This window comes from Exiguobacterium sp. s124, from assembly GCF_018617485.1.
GTDB classification, from domain to species: Bacteria; Bacillota; Bacilli; order Exiguobacteriales; family Exiguobacteriaceae; genus Exiguobacterium; species Exiguobacterium aestuarii.
This window is the reverse complement of record NZ_JACSKH010000001.1, coordinates 1,295,269-1,313,202: the sequence shown is the minus strand read 5'-3', so window position 1 is coordinate 1,313,202 and position 17,934 is coordinate 1,295,269. Positions and strand designations below refer to the sequence as shown.

General features: G+C 46.2%; 17 protein-coding genes. 14 read left to right on the top strand and 3 right to left on the bottom strand.

The features are described from left to right. Nucleotides 1-19: 19 nt before the first annotated feature. Together KNO85_RS06880 and KNO85_RS06875 are read left to right on the top strand one after the other, a co-directional pair. Nucleotides 20-1,438, top strand: coding sequence for a glycoside hydrolase family 32 protein (locus KNO85_RS06880; protein ID WP_214788233.1), 1,419 nt, complete (start codon nucleotides 20-22; stop codon nucleotides 1,436-1,438). Between the two features lie 172 nt (nucleotides 1,439-1,610). Beyond that, a complete protein-coding gene (locus KNO85_RS06875) occupies nucleotides 1,611-1,937 on the top strand; it encodes a YhfM domain-containing protein (protein WP_214788230.1) in 327 nt (108 codons plus the stop codon). 24 nt (nucleotides 1,938-1,961) lie between these two features. On the opposite strand, the gene KNO85_RS06870 is transcribed toward KNO85_RS06875, so the two are convergent. Next, the gene (locus KNO85_RS06870) at nucleotides 1,962-2,807 is read right to left on the bottom strand and encodes an alpha/beta fold hydrolase (protein WP_214788228.1); all 846 of its coding nucleotides are present in this window, start codon (nucleotides 2,805-2,807) and stop codon (nucleotides 1,962-1,964) included. A 116-nt stretch (nucleotides 2,808-2,923) separates the two neighbouring features. Here KNO85_RS06870 and KNO85_RS06865 point away from each other — a divergent pair, with 116 nt between their 5' ends. From KNO85_RS06865 to KNO85_RS06840, 6 genes are all read left to right on the top strand, one after another. Continuing rightward, nucleotides 2,924-3,931, top strand: coding sequence for a helix-turn-helix transcriptional regulator (locus KNO85_RS06865; protein WP_214788226.1), 1,008 nt, complete (start codon nucleotides 2,924-2,926; stop codon nucleotides 3,929-3,931). Between the two features lie 200 nt (nucleotides 3,932-4,131). After that, a complete protein-coding gene (locus KNO85_RS06860) occupies nucleotides 4,132-4,992 on the top strand; it encodes a metal-dependent hydrolase (protein WP_214788224.1) in 861 nt (286 codons plus the stop codon). A 9-nt stretch (nucleotides 4,993-5,001) separates the two neighbouring features. Further along, entirely contained in the window at nucleotides 5,002-5,766 is a 765-nt protein-coding gene (locus tag KNO85_RS06855) for a DUF817 domain-containing protein (protein WP_214788222.1), read from the top strand. Nucleotides 5,767-6,003: 237 nt separating this feature from the next. Beyond that, on the top strand, nucleotides 6,004-6,267 hold the full coding sequence (locus KNO85_RS06850; protein ID WP_214788220.1) for a hypothetical protein: 264 nt from the start codon (nucleotides 6,004-6,006) through the stop codon (nucleotides 6,265-6,267). A 171-nt stretch (nucleotides 6,268-6,438) separates the two neighbouring features. Continuing rightward, a complete protein-coding gene (locus KNO85_RS06845) occupies nucleotides 6,439-7,140 on the top strand; it encodes an ABC transporter ATP-binding protein (protein ID WP_376777881.1) in 702 nt (233 codons plus the stop codon). Beyond that, entirely contained in the window at nucleotides 7,133-10,822 is a 3,690-nt protein-coding gene (locus KNO85_RS06840; protein ID WP_214788217.1) for an ABC transporter permease, read from the top strand. The genes KNO85_RS06845 and KNO85_RS06840 overlap by 8 nt, the downstream gene beginning before the upstream one ends. Nucleotides 10,823-10,889: 67 nt before the next feature. On the opposite strand, the gene KNO85_RS06835 is transcribed toward KNO85_RS06840, so the two are convergent. Continuing rightward, on the bottom strand, nucleotides 10,890-11,216 hold the full coding sequence (locus KNO85_RS06835) for a hypothetical protein (protein ID WP_214788214.1): 327 nt from the start codon (nucleotides 11,214-11,216) through the stop codon (nucleotides 10,890-10,892). 208 nt (nucleotides 11,217-11,424) lie between these two features. Here KNO85_RS06835 and KNO85_RS06830 point away from each other — a divergent pair, with 208 nt between their 5' ends. The 6 genes from KNO85_RS06830 (at nucleotide 11,425) to KNO85_RS06805 (ending at nucleotide 16,911) form a co-directional block, all read left to right on the top strand. Next, nucleotides 11,425-12,285, top strand: a complete 861-nt coding sequence (locus KNO85_RS06830; protein WP_214788212.1) for an ABC transporter permease subunit — start codon at nucleotides 11,425-11,427, stop codon at nucleotides 12,283-12,285. Next, nucleotides 12,285-13,325, top strand: coding sequence for an ABC transporter permease (locus KNO85_RS06825; protein ID WP_214788209.1), 1,041 nt, complete (start codon nucleotides 12,285-12,287; stop codon nucleotides 13,323-13,325). The genes KNO85_RS06830 and KNO85_RS06825 overlap by 1 nt, the downstream gene beginning before the upstream one ends. Nucleotides 13,326-13,419: 94 nt before the next feature. Then, a complete protein-coding gene (locus KNO85_RS06820; protein ID WP_214788206.1) occupies nucleotides 13,420-14,331 on the top strand; it encodes an NAD(P)-dependent alcohol dehydrogenase in 912 nt (303 codons plus the stop codon). Between the two features lie 86 nt (nucleotides 14,332-14,417). Then, complete coding sequence (locus tag KNO85_RS06815; RefSeq protein ID WP_214788202.1) at nucleotides 14,418-15,461, top strand: phosphotransferase; 1,044 nt, start codon at nucleotides 14,418-14,420, stop codon at nucleotides 15,459-15,461. After that, nucleotides 15,458-16,108, top strand: coding sequence for a hypothetical protein (locus KNO85_RS06810; protein WP_214788199.1), 651 nt, complete (start codon nucleotides 15,458-15,460; stop codon nucleotides 16,106-16,108). The genes KNO85_RS06815 and KNO85_RS06810 overlap by 4 nt, the downstream gene beginning before the upstream one ends. Nucleotides 16,109-16,221: 113 nt before the next feature. Continuing rightward, nucleotides 16,222-16,911, top strand: a complete 690-nt coding sequence (locus tag KNO85_RS06805) for a glyoxalase (protein WP_214788196.1) — start codon at nucleotides 16,222-16,224, stop codon at nucleotides 16,909-16,911. A gap of 14 nt (nucleotides 16,912-16,925) precedes the next feature. Here KNO85_RS06805 and KNO85_RS06800 read toward each other — a convergent pair whose 3' ends face one another. Continuing rightward, nucleotides 16,926-17,741 (bottom strand): GGDEF domain-containing protein, encoded by an 816-nt coding sequence (locus KNO85_RS06800; RefSeq protein ID WP_214788194.1) that lies wholly within the window; start codon nucleotides 17,739-17,741, stop codon nucleotides 16,926-16,928. Nucleotides 17,742-17,934: the final 193 nt, after the last annotated feature.

The following is a 17,934-nucleotide window of genomic DNA, read 5'->3' as shown; positions in this document are numbered from 1 at the left end:
TGAAAAAGGAAGTGACACTATGAATTGGACGAAGGCCGAACGTTATCGTTCACTCCGTGACGTGAGCGCCCTCGAGATGGAGGTGCTCCGAACAAAGACGGCCGCATCCCCGTGGCGGTTTGGATACCATATCCAGCCGCCGACGGGCCTCCTCAACGACCCGAACGGCTTCACATATTATGATGGAGAGTACCATCTATTCTATCAATGGTTCCCGCTCGGGCCAGTTCACGGTCTCAAACATTGGTACCATGTCAGTTCTACCGATCTTGTCCATTGGACCGACCGCGGGGTGGCGTTAGTCCCTGAAACGAAGGAAGATTCCCACGGTGCCTATTCTGGAAGTGGATTCGTCGTAGACGACACCCTTCACGTGATGTATACCGGGAATCATCGGACAGACGATTGGACGCGTCACGCCTCGCAAATTATCGGTGTCCTACGTGACGGGATGATTGAACGCCGGAATGTGGCCATCCCAGATATCCCGGCTGGCTATACAGAACATTTCCGCGATCCGAAAGTGTGGGAAGTAGCTGGCACATTTTATGCGATTGTCGGAGCACAGCGCACAGATGAGACGGGCTGTGTCGTCTTATATCGTTCGACCGACTTGAACGAATGGACGTTTTTAGGTGAAGTGAAAACCGAGCTCGAGCAGTTCGGTTATATGTGGGAATGTCCGGACGTTTTCGAGATCAATGGACAGCATGTCTTGATCTTTTCTCCTCAAGGGATTGAGGCGTCAGGGCATCGCTACCATAACATCTATCAGTCTGGCTACTTGACGGGTCATCTCGACTTGAATACGAACGTATTCAGCCACGGTACGTTCGAGGAACTGGATTTCGGGTTCGATTTTTACGCCCCGCAAACGACGGAACATAACGGTCGTCGCATTCTAGTCGGCTGGATGGGATTACCGGAGATTGAATATCCGACAGACCGCTACGGCTGGGCGCATGCGTTGACGTTGCCACGTGAATTATCACTAGAAGATGGCATGTTGAAACAACGACCTGTTCCTGAGATGAAGAAGCTTCGACAAGGTGAATTTGTCAATGAGACAGATACGTATTTGGAAATCGATACACCTGAGCGCTATGAGCTTGAATTATCGTCGACTGGTGAAGACTTCGAACTTGAACTGATGAAGACTGGTGATGAATCGCTTGTGATTCGGTATGAGAAAGAAGCTCGCGAATTGACGATCGATCGGACAAATGCGGGTGAACCCTTCGCAACGGAGTTCGGGACGACAAGGACAAAAGTGATCGACGTCACGTCCCTTCATCTGTTCGTCGATTCGTCGAGCGTCGAATGTTTCGTGAACGATGGCGACGCTGTGGCAACGCTTCGTGTCTTCCCAAGTGATAACGAGAAGCGGATTCGCTATGTCGGAGCGGAGGCAAGTCTAGTTGGCTGGAAGTATGAATGAGTGTAAAAGCTGAGCGATTGCTCGGCTTTTTTTTATTTTCCAAATGTTGAAACCGATTTAATCGATGCGACGTATATAAGACGAGAGGGGTGAAGTAATTCGTTGGACAGCTGAAATTCGTAAAGTGACGATGCCTTATAAAATCGATACAGAAGAACTCGAAAGAGAAGAAATGGAACGCGTGATAGTAGCAGAGTCAAAATTACGAGAACGATTCAACTCTGAACCAGTATTGGACTTTTCTGATTCAGAGCAAGTCAGAGTGTTCGCGGAAATGCTACGAAGTTCGGAAGAAATCGAAGGCATTGAGATTGAAGTGGCTCCCGATTTTGATCTGATGTTGCACTATAAGGGTGGAGAACAGGAATGCTATCAGCTTTGGCTCGGTCAACCGAACCGTCCGAGTGCGATCACGAAACTCGAACGGACGGACGTTATTTGGAAGTTACCAGAACATACGACGAATCGCTTGATTGATGTCCTCGGGTTAAATACGTAAAAAAAGCACCTCTTTATGAGATGCTTACGAGTTGAATCGAATGAACCGTTCGATTTGTCGCTCTGATTTTCTCGCTTGCCGTCCGACCCAAATGAGGTGTCCCGGGCTGTTCAGGATCGTTAGCTGAGCATGGGGAATCAACCGCTTCGCATAATGAGCATGGCGTACGGGGACGGCTTTGTCATTTTTCGAGTGAATGATATAGGTCGGACACGTCACACCGAGTAAGACTTCGCTCGATACACGCTGTTTCAAATCGAACTGGGCCCCAAGGCCAAACGCCATTTGATTGGCGACACGCTTGAGGAGGAAGATGTCATAAGGAGACACCTCTTCCCGAATCGTCTCAAGTGCCAACACACTCGTCGATTGAATCATGCGTGCCGTCGCTTCGAACGGATGTTTTTGAATGGCACGAGCAATGAATTGTTTCATGATGTATTGAAGTGCGATGAATGCGGGTTGGACAATATTTCTGCTGACTGTGTCCCGATACGGAAAATCGACGACACTAGTCACAGCGGCAGCGAGTGTCAAGCTTCTTACACGTTGGTTTTGGGAAGCGAGTTCAATCGCGGTCGGTCCTCCGGCAGAGATGCCGTAAACATGATATTGATCAATTTCTAGCATTTGCATCAAGTGAGCGAGTCGGGATGCAAAAAGTTGGGGAGATGCTGAAAAAGAGTACGGTGTTTCTCCATATCCGGGTCTAGATGGGACAATGACCCGAAAACCTGACAAAATTAACTGGTCCACATGGTATGGTTCTAAACTAGATGATTGGGTCCCATGAATCAAAACAATGACAGGACCGTGACCACGGTCTATATATTCAATTTTTGAGCCGTCGACGTGTGCATAATATTTCACTTCAGATGGCGCCTCCTTAAACGTTTTGTAATGGAAAATACCTTTATTTCGTGGAAATAAAATGATAATGTCTGTTTATACATATTATAGATATAGAAATGAAAGGGGATAGAACCGTGAATAACCGAGAGCGGTTACTTGAAGTTCGACGTTTTTTCGAACGTTACACGGACGAGGCAAATCCTAAGACGCTAGAAGATTTGCTCGAATACTTGTCAACGATTGGAGATACTTCTAAGTTAGCAAAAAAATCGGTGAAAGACGATATCCAGGCACTGAATAATTCGGGGTTTGAAGTGCAGGATGAATTAGAGAAGAATGGTCTCGCCAAAAAATATTGGCACTCTGCTCGTTTATTCGAGATTCATGAGCTTCGGATGATGGTCGATGCGATCGTCGCGGCCAAATTTATCTCGGAAGACGTGACCGAAGAGATTGTTGAAAAGCTTCAAATGTTGACGAGCAATCCTGAGGCGAAAACGCTACAATCGATCATTAAGACACCGAAGAAAAAACACGGACAGATTCCGTATCACATCGACCGCATTCAGCGAGCGATCCATGAACGAAAAGCCATCTCATTCCAATATACGGATGTCATCGGATTCGACGTGACAAAGCGAACGTTCCCGCTCCGCCGTGATGGAGAACGGTACGTCATCAATCCAATCGACTTGCATTGGAATCACGAACAGTATTACTTGATTGGCATCGACGAATCAATCGGAGAGGTTCGGAACTATCGGGTCGACCGAATCGTCAACTCCGAGATTGTAGAAGACGGCACCATTCGTCCGAAACACCATCTTCCAGATGACTATTACCAAAAGTCCTTCAATATGTACAACGGCTTGGATGAGCAAATCGTTTTATCGGTCGACGAACGCGTTCTCCCGGTCATCTTCGATAAGTTGGGGGAAGACGTCTCCGTGTCCGAGCATGGCGAACGATTCCTCATCCGTTTTGATGCGTCCGTATCGGACGGATTCATTTACTGGTTGCTCTCTTTAGGGGCACAAGTAGAAGTGGTCGAACCGCTCACGCTTCGCGATCATATGAAGGCGACGATCGAGAAGATGGCAACTACTTATGAGAAGACAAGCATTCATTCATCCATCGAGTAATCAGATGTGCTATACTGCTTGCGACACTTAATGAAGGGGGACAGGCGGATGTTGAATTGGATGCCATTGATCATTCCGATTGTCGCTGTCATTTTCGTAACGATCGTCGCAAGACGCGCCATGAAAATGGATAAAGAGAACTAAGATGAAGAGACATCGTCCATTATTGGGAGATGTCTCTTTCGCTATGGAGGTAGAAAGTGGATACGATTACACATACGTTATTCGGTTTGACACTATATGGTGCATCCGATAAACGCGATTTACAACAACATGAAAAACGGGCCTTGTTCGTCACGACGCTCGTCGGGAGCCAAATCCCGGACAGTGATGTGATTTCAAGACTATGGGACACGGAAGGGATGTATCAGATGTGGCATCGGGGCATCACACACTCAATCTTTCTCGTCCCACTCTTTGCACTACTCATCTACATACTCGTTCGTCTCCTCTTTGGAGTGACGGACATCCGCTATTTTTGGTGGGCTTTATTGTCTGTGTTCATACACAATACATCCGACTTGTTCAATGCGTGGGGGACAGGGTATTTTGAACCGATTTCGGACGTGAGAGTTACATTCGGTGTAATCCCGATTGTCGATTTTGTCTATTGGGGAATCTTCTTAGTCGCCTGGCTCGTCGCCCGCAAACAAGAAGTGCGGTATACGACGTATCGGTATGCATGGGCTGCCCTCGTTCTTTATGTCGCGATTCAAAGTGCGCAAGGCGCCTATTTATATCAGTCTTATTCAAAGGAATATGACGAAGTGGCGCTCTCGGCTTCATTTGTCCCGACTCAGTTCACGGTGATCACGAAGACTGACGAAAACGTATCGCTCTTTCAAGATTCGATATATCAAGAAGCGAACTTGCGATACGAATTGACAAGTGCCGAAAAGACGAGTCTTGAACCATTGTTTAAAGCGAATCAAGAGGCACTCACTCTAACAAAATGGTCGCCGTTCGTCGTCATTGTGTCGAATGAAGAACGGCTCGGTGTATTTGACCCACGTTTTTATGATGGGGAATCTTCCTTCTTGTACGAATATATAGAAAGGTAGGACGAATCGATGGGACGTATCCGCTATCTCTTTATTTTCGCCTATGAACAAGCACTCAGTTGTATATTCCCAGTCGCCATCTTCGGAGCGCTCGCCGTCACAAAATTTGTGGAGTTGCCGATTCCCCGTTATGACATCTTACTCATCTGGTGTTTGTTCGTTCAGGTGGTCCTTGTGAAAACGGGACTCGAAACAATCGAAGAAGTGAAAGTCATCAGCTGGTTCCATGTCATCGGTCTTGGTCTTGAACTATTCAAAGTGCAGATGGGGTCTTGGAGCTATCCGGATGAGGCGTTCACAAAAGTGTGGGGCGTCCCGCTCTATGCCGGATTTATGTATGCGAGCGTCGGGAGTTATGTCGTTCAGGCGTGGCGTCGTCTCGATTTACAGTTCACGCAAATGCCGAACCCGATCATCGCCTTCGGACTTGGCATCGCGATTTACTTCAACTTTTTTTGGCACCATGTGTGGTTAGACCTTCGGTGGCTATTGATTGCACTCATCTTTTTGGCGTTTGGCCGCTCGGTTGTCTCGTACAAACTCGATGATCGGCGATTCAACATGCCGGTCGTGCTTTCGTTCTTCTTGATTGCCTGCTTCATCTGGCTCGCTGAGAATATTGTGACCTTTTACAACGGCTGGGCGTATCCGGATCAGTTGAACGGTTGGGCCATTGTGGATTTAGGGAAACTGTCCTCATGGTTCCTACTCGTCATCATCAGCATCCTGCTTGTCGCTTGGCAAAAGCGAAAGCTGGAATATGAAACGACTTAACTCGACGTATGTCGAGTTTTTTTATGAGGAATCGCGAATCCTTTTTTGAAGAAAGTCGTATTACAGAATGAGGTGATTGGGTTGTTGGAAATTATATTTTATTGGTTGATTGGATTATTGTGTCTAGGATCTCTTGTCATCTATTGGAGAGAGTGGAGAAAGACTCGGAATCGAGCAAAACTAGGACAAGCTTTTCTCGCGATTTTTTGCTCTGTTCTTGTACTTGGGATGGCAGGCATGGAGACGTACGATCGTATGACGACGAATTACATCGTCGAGACGGGAGAATGTTATGTCGTCGATGACCGATCATCGAAGGGTTCATCGAACGTGACGCTATGGTTCGGTGAGCGGTCATACGGCTTCAAGGAAATTCCGGACGTTGCATATGGTCCAGGACATGTGTTTACATGTCGCGCGACGATGACGAAGCAGTTTCAAAGTGGGATCGATTATGAGTTGAGATCTATGGACGGCGAGCTATTGTTTTCGACTGAATAAGATTGGAATGTAAATGACTTGTACTAGGACTAATTTGGTACAAGTCTTTTTAATGGCTAATAATAATCATTAAAGAATCAAAAAACAGAATTATCAAAAAAATATTGCCCGATTCCAAATTTTAGATATAGTTAAAATATGTAAAGTGTTATATCTGAAATGAGGAGGGTAATAATGGGTACATTCGTGTGTAAGCAAATGAACCGAACGTTTTCAGGTGAAGGGGTCGAAACAAATGCGTTATCAGATGTTACTTTGACGTTTAAAAGTGGCGATTTCATATCCATTATCGGTCCTTCAGGTTCAGGTAAGTCGACGTTGTTAAGTTTACTTGGAACATTAGACGTTCCATCGAGCGGTGAACTGTATTACAATAATCAGCTTTTGAATAAACTGAAAGCTAAAGAGTTAGCTGACTTTCGATTCGAAAAGGTCGGATTCATTTTCCAACAGTTTCATCTCATCCCGACTCTGACCGCAGTGGAGAACGTAATGTCACCACTATTTGGTCGAAAGATTGACTACAATCCGAAGGAGCGTGCGCTCGCTTTGTTGAATCGGGTCGGGTTGAGCGACAAGATAGATGCTCTTCCGTCACAGTTATCAGGCGGGCAGCAACAGCGCGTCGCAGTCGCACGCGCGCTCATCCATGAGCCGGAATGGATGCTAGCGGACGAACCGACCGGAAATCTTGATTCCGAGACGGGAGAGGTCATCTTTGAGTTATTGAGAGAGTTGAATCGGGAGAAGGGTTGCGGGGTCATCTGTGTAACCCACGACCCGGGTATTGCCGAGCGAGCCGAGGTGCAGGTTCGGATGAAGGACGGTGAAATCATCGAGGTGATTGATACGAGGGTGACAATCCATGCTTAAGTTCATCTGGAATTCATGGTGGCGTAACAAGGAGCGATTCATCTTGCTCCTTGTCGGTGTCTTGATCGTCAGTACGGGGCTGTCGTATCTCGTCGGATTGACCGAGTCGAATAAGGGGACGGTCGTCTCCGAGCTCGAGAAGCGTTGGAAATCCTCGTATCATCTCGTCGTTCGGCCACACGGAACGCGGAGCGTGACCGAGGAGCTTGATCTGCTCGAACCGAACTATATGAGCGGCTTGGACGGGGGCATCACACTCGAGCAATATGAGCAGATTAAACAGATTGAGGACATCGAAGTCGCGGCACCGATTGCGATGATCGGGTCACACGATTACTTTGAAGATGTCGGTGAGTTCGATATCTCAAAACCCGTTGTATACAGAGTTCTTTTCTCTGAAGAGACGAACACCGGGGCAACTGTCGAGGTTGAGGAGTCATCCACGTATTTTTTAGGTGGATGGCGCCCTACGGATGCTGATCCGAATTATGGACTCAGCCCGACGATGCCCGGCGGGAAATTTGTGCCTGCCTATGGTTCAAGCTTCATGATAGCAGGGGTTGACCCTGAGGCAGAAGCAGCACTTGTCGGGTTAGATAAGGCAATCATTGAAAAAGAAGGGATCAGTCGATATTTCGAACAGTCAGGAGAAATAGAGGTACAAGATGGGATCACCCATATCCCTGTCTTGATGAGTTCTAAGATGTTCGTGGATGCCACGATGGAATATCGTCTGGAGGAGGTAGAGCTTCCGTTCGAATCCTTGGACACGACTGAGATTGCAGACAAAGTACGGGAGGCGGGTGGCGAGACATTCCTAGATACCCTTCCTGGGAAAGAAACGAGTCGTCTGGACAAAATTAGTACAAAAGAGGTGCATCAGAAATTAATTCAGTCGTTTATGGACGGGCAAGGATTTAGCTTTGCCAATGAATCGAATGGGTTTGAGTTTTTGGCGTTTCGTCCCTCATCTCTCGATTATGAGCCTGTGAAAAGCCCATTTTCAGATCGATGGCCGTTCGCCTATCAGGTGAAGCCATATGAGGTGCCCGAAGACAGTATCTATCCTTATAAACAGATGTATCGTCCTTTATCTACCTTCGGGGAGACGAGTGCGACTTGGCCGAAAGTGAAACTGAACTATATCGGGGTCTTCGATCCTGGGAAGCTTGACATGGCACGCGACCCGCTGACGGATTTGCCGATGGAGACCTATTTCCCGGCGAAGGCCGATTGGGTTATCGATGCCGACGACGAGCCGGTCAACCCGGTGAAGGAGATGTTGCCGGTCAACAACGATCGTGGCTTCCTCACACGTCCACCGCTCGTCTTGACGACGCTCGAGGCGGCCGCAGCCATCCTCGGTGACGAGCCGATCTCGGCGATCCGGGTCAATGTCAGCGGGGTCAACGAGTTGAATGAAGAGAGCGAGGCAAAACTCCAAGCGATCGCGAAGGAGATCGAGGAGAAGACGGGACTCATCACTGACGTCACGCTCGGGTCGTCCCCACAGATGGCACTCACATATTTACCGGGTCTTCAAGAAGGCGAGGCGCTCGGCTGGGTTCAACAGCCGTGGGTCCGACTAGGGTCCTCGTTCACCATCTTCGAGGAGACGAAGATGGGCATGGGTGGCGTCATCGCGAGTGTCATCCTCGTCGCAATCCTGTACGTGTTCACCTCGAACGTGATTATGTTGTACGCCCGGAAGAAAGAGTTCGCCGTGCTCCTCTCGCTTGGCTGGGGACCACGTCAACTCTCAAGGCTCCTCTTGATGGAGGCGTTACTGCTCGGTGGTGTCGTTGCCCTCATTGCGTGGTCGATTTTGGGCGCGTTCCTCCTTGCCGGAGAAACGGCGACGACAGGGATTCGTGTCATCTTGATCGGGTTTGGGGGGCTCGGTATTTATGTGATGGGATCCCTTGTGCCAATGATGATGATCCGGCGAATCAAGCCATACGAGGCGCTGCGCTCCGGTGCGACGACACGCGGGTTACGGCTCGTTCGGGCCGAAGGCGTGATCGGGATGGCGTTCAACCAGCTCGTTACGCAGTGGAAGCGCACGCTCTTGACGCTCCTCGCGATCGCCGTGCCGACGAGTCTGTTCATGTTCTTCTTATTCGTCTCCGTCCGACTGCAAGGAGTCATGTTCACCTCGCTCCTCGGAGAGTATGTCGCACTGGAAGTGGGGACGATGCACTATGTCGCCATGGGTGTCTCACTCCTCATCGCAGTTTTGACGACGACGGAGGTCATGTGGCAGAACATCAATGAGCGCAGAAGTGAGATTGCGATCCTGAAGGCGACCGGCTGGCGCTCTTCGAACATACGTGGACTCGTGCTCCTCGAGGGAGGTCTGCTTGGCCTAATGGCAGGGGTAATTGGACTGATAGTTGCAGGAATCCTTGTCTGGAACGTATATGGATCACTCCCGCTCACCGAGGTGCTTTTCCTCACGGCGACTTTACTCGTCCCAATTATAACGGGACTCGGCGGGGCACTCCTTCCCGCACAGATGGCTGTCAATGTCATGCCTTATCAGGCAATGCGAGGGACACAGGTGAACACGAAGAGGACCGAACGACGCTTCAAGTGGGTCCTCGGGACCGTCGCAGGTGGTCTCGGGGCAGCCGTTCTGACGCTCTTCTTCTTTGCGCTCCCGGACGGTGCAGGTCCTGATCAGAGCAGGGAAACACAAGAAGTGGTCGAAGGGACTTCTGGAGAAAAAATAGAAGACTTGGATTCTGGACAATCGAAACATACCGAAGCGGAATCGGTGTCCAGTTCAAACGACGCAATCGAAGACAGGGGGCAGAAGGCTTATCGATATTATGAAGCGGGAGACCCTGCATATGAAGATGAATATATCACGATCGGTGATCCTGTTGAACCACCTCAAGATACTCCATCTCCGTCAGAGGGGAACAAGTTGGTCTCGATTCCTCTGACGGCAGATGTGTTCTTTGAAGACAAGAATTACGAGGGAGGCACGTTCAAATTTGCTCCTCAAGGATATCCTCTCTTGGACCAGAAAGGGGACGAGTATAAACAAGTGTCTCATACCGTGGTAGAGCAAGGAGGATGGGAGAATAAAGCCTATCTGCGTGTCCCTTCTGTCACGAAACTGATTTTGACATACGAAGTACCAAAAGAAACGGAACGGGTCGCACTCATCGTTAGAGGAGATATGGTGGCCGGGGAGTATGTGATTGGATTGGACTTAACTGAATTGTCTTTGAAAGCTTCTCAAGAAATCGAAAGACGAGGAAGTGATTCACTTCGATATTATGAATATGACGACCCGACCTATCGCGACGAACTCGTAAAGATTGAGAATATTGTTCAAACGCCTGCTGAAGTTGCTCCAGCTAAGCCAGGATTCAAATTAGTTTCTTTGGCAGTACGTGGTGACACACCGGAAGCCGGTACCGATTCAGATGGGGGAATGATCAAATATTTTCCTCCAGGCTATAAGTTACTGGGTGAAGATGGTGAAGAGTATGAAATCAAAACATTCACAGTAGTCGAACGAGGAGGATGGGAACATAATTCCTGGTTACGTGTTCCGTCTACATCTCTGGTCACCTTGACCTACGAGATACCAGAAGATATTAAACGTGCAGCACTTCTCGTCAACGGTGAAATTGTGGGTGGAAACTATGTGATTGCCTTCGACCTGTAATTAATTTATTTCTAAAACAAAACGTGTTCGATGCTATAGACTAGCTTCGAACACGTTTTATATGTAATCAGTTATTGTAAGTCGAAACTGGTTCCTTTTTTGATTGCATCAGTCTTTTTCGCTTCCCCTCTAAAAATATCGGAAGTATATTCAAAAAGATTGCGGCAATCGTTAAGAACCAAAGCGCGCGTGACATGCCGGGTACGACATCTGTTATGGCACCCCAGTCCTTAACTTCTACCCAAATGTTGAGCAAGCTATATTCGGCGCATAGCGTGAGAGCGGTCAAGGACAGCGCAATCGCCATCGGTAGTTTGTAATCCTTCTCCATCATAAAGACAGTCAAGTTCAAAAGCGTGGCTCCAATCGCAGCCAGTCCCAAAACAATCCACATCTTTTCAACCTCCTAAATATTTCTATATACATATCATAGCATACTTCCTTCTCCATCATGATTTCTGAAAATTGTTTCTATTCACATAATAGTTATGCTAGAATCAATGGAAAGTGTCTTTGGATATTATTCCCTTTACAAAATAAAAGAATAGCGGACATCCTTTCACACGTTCGGATGAGATATGTAATTCAAAGGAGACAGAACAATGACCTATATTGCACGAAAATTTGCACATCTTGTCATCGCATTCTTTGTCTTGATTGCGATCAGTGCGCTACCGACAATCGTCGTTCAAACAGATTTTAGTCTGACGAGTTACTGGAACGGCATCCAACAACAGCTGAACCAACTCCAAAAGCTTGATGAGATTACATACTACAACTTCACCGCTCAAACAGATTTACTTTTATTACCTGCGCTTGGACCGCTCGTCAAAGAGTCGGTCATCATTTTTACGACGGCGCTCGCCGTGTCGACTACACTCGGTCTCCTGTATGCCTACTACTATTATCAAAGCGGCAGACGGGTTCGCACCGTTCTGCACCAAACGAGTCAGACACTTGAGATGGTTCCTGATTTATTTTGGTTAATCTTTTCACAATTTCTCGCCATTTCTATACATAGAGCAACAGGGTTTGATCGAATCGAAGTGGCTGGTGGGTTCGCAGAATACATACGATTTCTACCGATTGTCACCTTGACACTGACGACGATGTTCTTCTTTATCAAATGGCTGACCATCCATATCCATGAACAAGAGGCCATCCCTTACCTTGAACTTGCTCAAGCGAAGGGGATTCGACCGGGAGGACTGTTTTGGAAGCACTTGTTGCCGAACATCATCTATCGGTTCTACCTCTTTTTCCGCTCAAACATCATCACCATCTTATCGACGCTTCTCATCGTCGAGTATTTATTTAACGTCCAAGGGCTGTTTCGATTCGCCGTCTACAATCCACAGATGGAGATTTTGCTCGTCATTTTATTCGTCATCTATATTCCGATTTTTCTGTTGGACCTATTCATTGAGTGGATCATTCCGAATGCATGGAAAGGAGGGATTTGATGCGACGCGTATTAATGCGTGACCCGATTTTTATCTTCTGCTTTGTCATCGTAGCGGGTCTACTGTTGATGAGTGTTGGAAATACCGTGTTTCGTGATGGGAACGTAGATCAAACCCTTATGCTCTACTCGGATGAAGGGAGGCTCATCGGAATACCACCACTAGAACCTTCGAAATATCAATGGCTCGGGACAGACAATGCTGGATATGATTTATTCCAGATGCTCGTGGAAGGTTTTAAATGGACTGTTAGTATCTGTGCGATTGTCGCACTCGGACGAGTGGTCATCGGGCTATTCATTGGGATTCCGCTTGCGTTCCGTGGAGCACGTTTGAATGGGTTCTTTAAAACAATATTAGATGGATTTTTGATTTTGCCGATATCTTTACTCGCATTAATGATGTTGGCGGCGACCTTGATTTTTGGAGACCCTACACAAATTACGCCACTGTTCGAGCGTGTAAAGTTAGAATTAATCGTTTTAATCATGCTTGGACTTCCTGCTGTCACGTTATATCTCATCACAGAAATCCGACAATTACTCCAACAAGAGTTCATGATTGTTGCTCAAACCCTCGGTGGGGGTGTCTGGCATCGTGTGAGGCTGCACCTCTTACCGCATCTTATTCCAACGCTTGTCATCGTCTTTATGCAACAATTCGTACAAACACTCATGTTACTCATTCATCTTTCATTGTTTGGAATCTTCTTCGGAGGGACCGTAATCTTATATGAAGGAGTCATGCCGACGGTTTATGAGTGGTCTTCGATGTTCGGATATTACTTCAAACAGTTCACAGCGATGACATGGATGACAAATCATCTATTTCTGATACCGGCGATTGCACTCGCAGCGCTGATCTTTATCTTTAATTTATTGACGAGTCGACTTGAACGTGCATTCCGCCTACGCCGTCAAGAACCGGTGGTGACCGAAATGAACGTCGCACAATCGGAAGCTGCTGCCGCGTCACTCGACAATCCATTTTCCCTCGTCGATGTGAAAGTCTCTTTAAAGAATGGATCGGATGATCTCTAAGAAGGTCATCCGGTTTTTTATGTACCGAATCGACTGAACGGTCATGATTGTGGGAACGTATATAACAGAATGAAGTGACAAGGAGTGAATCGACGTGAAAGCTGCGATTTGTACCGCATATGGAGGCCCAGAAGTGTTCGTCATAAAAGAAGTAGACCGACCGAAGCCGAAAAGTAATGAGTTACTGATTCAAGTACATGCATCGGCCGTTCATTCAGGAGATCGACGTCTTCGCGCACTGGACGTTCCTGCACTCGGAAAACTACCGATGCGAATGGTGATGGGGTTCAAGGCGCCAAGACAACCGATCCTTGGTGTCGTGTTGGCAGGTATCGTCGTGGAAACAGGCAAAAGTGTGAAAAACTTTCAGGTCGGAGACAACGTCTATACGCTCACGGGAATGCGGTTTGGCGGATATGCAGAATTCGCTTGTGTGAACGAATCGAAATGTGTTGTGAAGATGCCTGAGCATGCCAGTTTTATTGAGGCGGCGGCACTTCCGTTCGGAGGGACGACCTCGTTACATTTTTTACGGAAGGCACACATCGAACGGGCGAAGAATGTTTTGATTTATGGTGGCGCAGGTGCAGTTGGCTCCACTGCCGTACAGATTGCGAAACATTTCGGCGTACATGTCACGGCAGTTTGCCATGAGCGGAACGTGGAGCTCGTGAAGCGACTCGGGGCAGATGTGGTCATCGATTATTCGAAAGAAGGATACGACCGCGAATTGGGTACGTATGATGTGGTGTTTGATGCGTCTGGAAAAATCGAAAAGCGATTGGCTCGAAAACATGTTGCGGAGAACGGGTCATTCCGTTCTGTTGCGGGGCAGGGGCCAGCGAGTGAACGAAAAGAGGATTTGATGTTTTTGAATGAACTGTTCGAATCAGGTGCATTGCAACCCGTCATTGATTCGGTTTATCCACTCGATGAGATTGTCGAGGCACACCGATATGTGGACCGAGGGAAAAAAGTTGGGAATGTGATTGTGAGCATCCAGTGAAGAGAAGGGAAAGCTCGACACAAATTTATCTTTACGACGTAATTGAGATATAAGAAATAAACAAACAGAGAAGAAGTGGTCTAGAAATGAATGATAGTGAAAACAATTATTTGCGTACCATATGTCAGGTTTCTCAACTCGGAGAACTAATGAAGAATCCCGTACAAGTGACAGGTGGATTGATGCACAAGATGTTTAAAATCGAAACAGATCAAGGGCAATTCGCGATAAAATGGTTGAATCCATACATCATGGAACGGAGTGATGCATTACAAAATTTTATCCGTTCTGAAGAAATTGCATCTCTTGCTTCGAGACAGATTCCCGCTTTACCGGCCTTGAGAGTGAGTGCCCAAAGTATTCAACAGGTAGATGGACAATATTTTCTCATATTCGATTGGGTGGAAGGAACATCCCTAAAACAATACGAGATCACAGCGAAGCATAGTTATGGAATCGGAGTGATTTTAGGAAAAATTCATCAAATGAACTTCTCTCAACAATTATCCAGTCAAGATACGTTTATGGAAGAAGTAAATCGGCTGGACTGGGAAGGTTATATAGCTTTAGGGATAGAGAAACAAGCGGAATGGCTACAGATGTTAGTCGATTTAAAAGATATACTGATTGATTTGAATGAAGCGGCCGTAAGAGCTTCTAACAGTCTTTCTTCTGAACTAGTTTTCAGTCACCGTGATTTAGACTCCAAGAATGTTTTATGGAACTCGATAGGACCGACTATCATCGATTGGGAATCTGCGGGTTCCATTCATCCGATGAAAGACTTAGTCGAGACTATGATTTATTGGTCCCGGCATGAGCAGGGGAAAGATAACCAAAAGAGGTTCAACGCATTTTTAGATGGATACAAACAGATTCATCCACAGTTACAAGCGGATTGGCAGTCAGTTTTATCAATCAGCCATTGGAGCAAATTGAAGTGGTTAGCGTACAACTTGAAACGTTCAGTCGGAATAGACTATATAGACAGCGATGATCAGTTGATTGGTATGGAGCAAGTCAAATCGACCTTACATGAATTAACAGGCGAGGTTTCTCAAATGCCTCGTCTTCATCAGTGGCTAACTGAGCACGGGAATGCAAACAAAGGAGCGGATTATATTTCATGAATATTTTGATTGGACAACCAAAGATGGAACAAAATCTCGAGCAACTGAAGCTAGAAATTGAGTCGAACCCGACAGTGGACTTGATTCTCTATCCGGAGGGATATTGTACATATACACAATTAGATAGGGTAAGTGAGTTGGCGATCCAGTTCAAAACCTCGATTGTTTTAGGGTATCGAGATGAATCGAATAAAGATCGGGTCCTCATTGTAAACAATAAAGGTGAGACACTTTTAACGAGACGGAAGACACCAGAGGATGAATTGTTGTTGATGCCATCGAGTGCTACGGATGGTTCAGAACAATACGGATATTTACTTTGCAGGGAGATTTTTATGGGCCGTGAGGGATTAAAAACACATGAACATCTATCAATCATCTTCAATCCAATCGGGGTCGGAATGTTTAGTGAAGAACAGTTCACGGAGTGGTCGGAAGAAGCAAGAAAGATTGCGGTAGAGCGAAAAGCGATGATCATCGGCACGAGTCATGCGGATGGATCGTATCGAAATTGCGGTGTATCCATACCGATCGCATATTGCTTTGATGAAAATGGGGAAGAGGTGTTTCTATCGAAAAATGATACGAGGACGAGAGTGTTAGATACGATTTCAAAGGAAGTTTCGATTCTTGAGCTTTCATTTTAATGGAAAATTGCAAATGAGATTGTTAATTCTTATGAGATGAATTATATTTATTTCACTTACCATATATGTATGAAAATTAAATTTAATTCAACCAGTATTGAAGGAGGCTAGTTATGAAAATCACAGAAACGAGACTCTATACAAATCGGCTCAACGAAATGAAACGTTTCTATACGGAGCGGCTTGGATTATCAGTCATTGAAGAAGACTCGACGAGTTTTCGAATCAATCTAGGTGAAGATGCGTTGGTGTTTCAAGAGGCGACGACCAATCAAGAGCGACAATATCATTTCGCCATCAACATTCCGGCCAACCGATTCAAAGAAGCGAAAGAATGGATCAAATCACGTGTCTCACTTTTAAGTGAAGATGGGGAGGATGAGATTTATTTCGAAGGGATTGATGCCTCGTCACTTTATTTTTACGATGCGGACGAGAATGTCGTCGAATTGATTGCGCGACATTCAATTAATGTAGTAAGTGATACAGATGTATTTTCTACTGATGACTTTCTTGGAATCGGCGAGATGAGCCTGACTGCAATCAATCCGCTTCATGTCGCACAAGAACTTGCGAACATCGAGATCCACCGCCGAGACGGCAACCCAATCGATGAACGTCATCTGAATTTTTTAGGCGCACCGAATAGCGATGCATACATTTTATTGGTGCCAGAAGGTCGTGTGTGGCTGTTTTCACCGAAGCTGTCGATACAGAGCCCGATTCAAATGACCATCAATCGACAATATGTCATTGAAATCGATGAGAATCATGAACTGAACATCCATATGAATAAAAAATGAGTTCATTTCTGAACTCATTTTTTTTCGTCTTCAATTAAATATATCCGTATCTCATCCAAACTCATAAAGGAATTCTCTAAGGTCACTTCAAATGATTTGTCTAAACAATCAATGGTAAGCGGTTCGCCATCTAGACGAGAGTATCCATGTAACAGTTGTTTGATGCGTTCATGAACGATTTGTGCCTTTTCGAGTGAGGTTTGAGGAAAGAGGATAGCGAACGTGTCTGTGGCAACCCGATATTTTTTATCGGTCCGTCGTGTTGCTTCGTGTAACTCGTCACTAAAATAATCTAAAAACCATTCATATTCGGATAATCCGTATCGTTTTTCGAAATCGTTTAAAAGCGGCAACGAAATGAATGTGACGACGAACGTTCCACCACTTCGAATCAATCGATCCCGCTCTGCTTCAAGGTCCATGAAAAATCGATTGCGATTATCAAACCCGGTCTCAGGATCGACAGCGATCAGTTGACTGACTCTCGCTTCTGCGACGTTCAGGGCAAATTGTGAGCGGAACAGGATGACTTGAAGCAAGTAAGCTAGATTCGTCAACATTGTTAACAACAGAAGAATAATGAATTGCTTGAGGACGGGAATCGTATAGCCGGACATCATGATTAAAAAGTAAGCACCGAACCCTAACGTGATCAGGACTCCAGAGGCTCTGTGTACGAGTAGCGTTGAAAGATAGAGGACAGGGATACAAATCATCCACCAGACCGGTAGATTGTTCATCATCAGAAGAGAAGATAATAGAGTACTTACTATCAATGAGCCAACGATGAGCGCAATCAGTTGAAGTGACATGGCAGACCAATGCCGCATCTCGTCTCCTCCTCCTTAAAAGAAATAAATTGTAATAGTAACACTATTATCCATTTTCCGAAATAGTGATGGTTCAAACCGATTCGAACACTTGATTCATTATAAGTGATTCTTCAAATGAATAACGGGACATTTTTGAAAATACGCGAATGTTTCCAATCACTTCATTACCGAAAGCGGATTCGTTTATTGG

What these genes read in the sequence shown, in the direction of transcription:
- KNO85_RS06800 (WP_214788194.1), bottom strand. Translation starts at nt 17,741, where the DNA reads ATGCGGCATTGGTCTGCCATGTCACTTCAACTGATTGCGCTCATCGTT.
- KNO85_RS06855 (WP_214788222.1), top strand. Translation starts at nt 5,002, where the DNA reads ATGGGACGTATCCGCTATCTCTTTATTTTCGCCTATGAACAAGCACTC.
- KNO85_RS06815 (WP_214788202.1), top strand. Translation starts at nt 14,418, where the DNA reads ATGAATGATAGTGAAAACAATTATTTGCGTACCATATGTCAGGTTTCT.
- KNO85_RS06805 (WP_214788196.1), top strand. Translation starts at nt 16,222, where the DNA reads ATGAAAATCACAGAAACGAGACTCTATACAAATCGGCTCAACGAAATG.
- KNO85_RS06830 (WP_214788212.1), top strand. Translation starts at nt 11,425, where the DNA reads ATGACCTATATTGCACGAAAATTTGCACATCTTGTCATCGCATTCTTT.
- KNO85_RS06825 (WP_214788209.1), top strand. Translation starts at nt 12,285, where the DNA reads ATGCGACGCGTATTAATGCGTGACCCGATTTTTATCTTCTGCTTTGTC.
- KNO85_RS06835 (WP_214788214.1), bottom strand. Translation starts at nt 11,216, where the DNA reads ATGTGGATTGTTTTGGGACTGGCTGCGATTGGAGCCACGCTTTTGAAC.
- KNO85_RS06875 (WP_214788230.1), top strand. Translation starts at nt 1,611, where the DNA reads ATGGAACGCGTGATAGTAGCAGAGTCAAAATTACGAGAACGATTCAAC.
- KNO85_RS06840 (WP_214788217.1), top strand. Translation starts at nt 7,133, where the DNA reads ATGCTTAAGTTCATCTGGAATTCATGGTGGCGTAACAAGGAGCGATTC.
- KNO85_RS06880 (WP_214788233.1), top strand. Translation starts at nt 20, where the DNA reads ATGAATTGGACGAAGGCCGAACGTTATCGTTCACTCCGTGACGTGAGC.
- KNO85_RS06850 (WP_214788220.1), top strand. Translation starts at nt 6,004, where the DNA reads ATGGAGACGTACGATCGTATGACGACGAATTACATCGTCGAGACGGGA.
- KNO85_RS06810 (WP_214788199.1), top strand. Translation starts at nt 15,458, where the DNA reads ATGAATATTTTGATTGGACAACCAAAGATGGAACAAAATCTCGAGCAA.